The 3,165-nt window shown below is 66.0% G+C and carries 2 protein-coding genes; both read right to left on the reverse strand.

Going from position 1 to position 3,165, the window contains the following annotated elements:
* Positions 1-108: 108 nt before the first annotated feature.
* The gene (locus tag DM374_RS32190) at positions 109-1,392 is read right to left on the reverse strand and encodes a ComEC/Rec2 family competence protein (RefSeq protein WP_110973498.1); all 1,284 of its coding nucleotides are present in this window, start codon (positions 1,390-1,392) and stop codon (positions 109-111) included.
* Positions 1,389-3,116 carry a gluzincin family metallopeptidase gene (locus DM374_RS32195; protein WP_110973499.1) on the reverse strand — a complete coding sequence of 576 codons (1,728 nt, stop codon included), beginning with the start codon at positions 3,114-3,116 and terminating at the stop codon, positions 1,389-1,391. The genes DM374_RS32190 and DM374_RS32195 overlap by 4 nt, the downstream gene beginning before the upstream one ends.
* Positions 3,117-3,165: the final 49 nt, after the last annotated feature.

A 3,165-nucleotide genomic window follows, 5' to 3' on the forward strand; every position in this document is an offset into this window, starting at 1 on the left:
TGGCGATGAATCGCGGGGAAACTGTGTAGGAGCGAGCTAGCTCGCGATGCGCCGCGCGGGCGGCGCTCGATCTTGGGAGCGCTGAAAAAACGCCGCCATAAGCATTCCTTACAGATCAATAATGACTTCGTCGTAAAGCTGGTCCGGCGCCAAACGCTCGGTGTCGTGCAGGTGCGAGTCCTTGGCCAGTGCTTCAAGCAGGGTGCGCCTTGGCACTTCGGTGTTGCCGGCCTCGTCCTTGCTGCCGTACTGCTCGGGCAGGGTGGACAGCACGCTGGTCAGGCGCCCGGGCTTGTCGGCGTTGCCTTTCTTGTGGAAGTCATCCCACAGGTTTTTCGGCGTCGCGTTGCGGCTGCCATGGTGGCCGACCTTGTACAGGTCCACCGAGCCCAGCCGTTCGGCGACGCCGGGCTGGCTGAGGGCATAGCGCCAATTCTCGATCTGCGCATCGCCGGGGAACAGCAGTTTCTTGTCGCCGACCTCGAACAGCAGGATCAGGCTGGTGTTGTTCATCGCCTTGTCCAGCGCGGTGACGATCGACATCCATTGCGTGCCGCGACTCTCGCGCACACGCTGGGCGATCCAGCGCGCCCGCCGTGGCAGCTTGCCGCCCGGGCTATAGGGCGCCTCTGGAAACGGCGAGGTGCTGGCGCCGCGGCTGACCCGCTGGCCGAACAGCAGCTCTGGCTGGCGCAGCCAGTATTGCGGATCGTCCTTGGCCTGGCGGCGGACTTCCGCGCTTTGTTCCACCGTTGGCGGGCCGAGGACCAGGGTGGTGACCCCCGGCAGCACGTCGGCCAGCGGATCGTCGGTGCCGTAGTGGGCGTAGGCGGCGCGGGCGCCAGGGCGGTTGCCCATGTCGATTAGGTTCTTCACTGCAGCCTTGTTCTTGATGTTGTTCTCGCCGAGGAAGCCCAGGCGCCGGGCCTGTTCCGGACTGAGGCCCTTGGGCTGGGTTTTCAGGCGTTCGGTGAGGTTTTCGGCGAGCTGGTTCATGCCATCCAGAGCCTGGGCATGGGCACTGGCCAGCGGCGCGGTGGCTTTTTCCGGGAGGTCCGGTTGCTCGGTCCAGGGTTGCAGGACCACGTCCGGCTCCAGGGCGCGAATGATATCGCCCGGTCCCTGGCCGTCCTTGCCGGGGGTAAAGCCGCTGATATGGTCGGCGTGGCGATGGGTGGCCACCAGCGCCTGCAGCTTGCCGCCGCAACGGTCCTTGATGTCGTTGGCGATCTTGAGTATCTGACCGGACTTGCTCACGCCCTTGGGCATGCTTACGGTGCCGAAGTCGATCAGTACATGGCGCTGGCTGTCGTCCGGGTAGACGAAGCGCAGCAGGAAGCAGTCGCCGAAACCCACCTGGTAGGCGAACAAATGCAGGCGGACCGGGCTCATGACTGCACCTCCCCGGCGGGCGGCTGCATGGCCCGGGCCCGGTGGATGCGCACCAGGTCGGCGGCGGAGCCAGGTGCCGCGCCGTTGCTCTCGGGACCGTACAGCCATTCCAGGCGCCGCACCTGCCAGCGGGCATCGGTCAGCGGGCGGTCGATGTGGTACTTGATGCGCCCGTACTGATCGAAAATCAGCGTTCCGGCGCCATACACGGTCATCGCGTCGGTGGTCGTCATCCACGCCGGGCGCGGTTCCTTGAACACCGCCTTGAACTCGGCGCCGAACAGATTGACCCGGCTGGTGTACTCGCAGACCGTCTCGCGCAGGATGAAGCCATCCGGGCCGAAGCGCAGGCTGGGGCGGACTGAGGTCACCTCGGTGTAAGCGTCGGTGTCGATGTGCAGCGTTTCGCGGTTTTCCCAGATGAAACGGAACACTTCTTCGGAGTCGCGCAGCATCGAGTCGAAGTGGCTGCTGCGGTACTGGATCTTCTCGTTGTCGGCGAAGGTCAGCCAGCAGCCATCGGCGTCGGTGCGCCCGGCGGGCACCTGGATGCCGTAGGCGGCGAAGGTGTCGCGGATGATCTGCCGGTAGCTGTAGCGCGAATCGTCCGGCGCCACTTCGGCGTCCACGGTGAGCAGCGCGGCCAGGTAGTGGCCGAATTCCAGGTCCAGCGGCGGCGCGTAATCGAGGGCGCGGATAGCGATGGTCAGCAACTGGTCGGCGGCCTTGGCGCCTTCGTCGATGACCGCGTCGAGGTTGTAGCGGTTGTTGCCGAAGGTGCCGAGGGATTTGCGTCGCGCCACCCACAGCTCCAGCATGCTGCGCAGCATGGCCGCGGCGAAGATCTCACCACGGCTGTGGGGCTCGGCGTAGTCGGGGCTGTCGAGGTAGTCGGTGGACGGGCGCAGTTGCACCGAACGGCGCAGCGGGTTGGCGCGCAGGCCGGTCATGGCCTGGCCGAACTGCTTGCCGAGGCCGAACAGCAGGGTGTCGGCCAGGGCGTCGATTTCCAGGGCGTCGCCGTCGATCAGGCGCACGCCGTCCTGTTGCTGGATATCCACGCCGCGATAGCGGGTCAGGGCGAACTCGATCACCTCGCGCAGGGAAAACACCGAGAGCAGCGCCACCACATCGGCGAAGCCTTCATGAAAAGCCGCCTGGTCCGGGCCCGAGGCGTTCATGAAGCCGGCGCGCAGGCCGTCGAGGATGGCGTGGGTTGCCTCGTGGGCAACGATGTCGTGGGAGAGGGCGGTGAACACCCAGTCGTCGCCGTCCTGGAAGTAACCGAACATCAGCGCGCGGTCGTCCCGCGAGTAAAAGGCATTCGCCTCGACGAAGGCGTGGGGGACGATGTGCAACTGGTGCCCGTCGAAGCCCCAGGCAATCCGTCGGCCCAGCGCCAGTTCGAAGCGCGACAGGGTACGCATGACCACCGCGTAGACCTGCTGGCAGTGAAAGCGCGGGTCTGCCAGCACGCCGGCCTGCGGCGGATCGAAGGGGTCGACGGCCTTATCGCCTGGCGCCTGCTGGTAGGTGTGCGGGATGTACAGGCGATTGGCCGAGGCGTCGAAGTCGATCACCTTGACCCGGTAGCCGGTGGGCCCGTCCGCCAGTGACTCCAGCGGCACGCTGACCTTGGCGAACAGCGGCGTGCCGTCCGGGCTGGCCACCGCCGGGTCCTGGGCGAGGATGGTGAAGAACTGGGTATTCGCTTTCGCCGCCATGGTTGCTGTCTCCCCTGTTCAATCCGTCGAAGTGGGTGTGTTGCGGGTA

Source organism: Pseudomonas huaxiensis (assembly GCF_003231275.1).
GTDB lineage: Bacteria > Pseudomonadota > Gammaproteobacteria > Pseudomonadales > Pseudomonadaceae > Aquipseudomonas > Aquipseudomonas huaxiensis.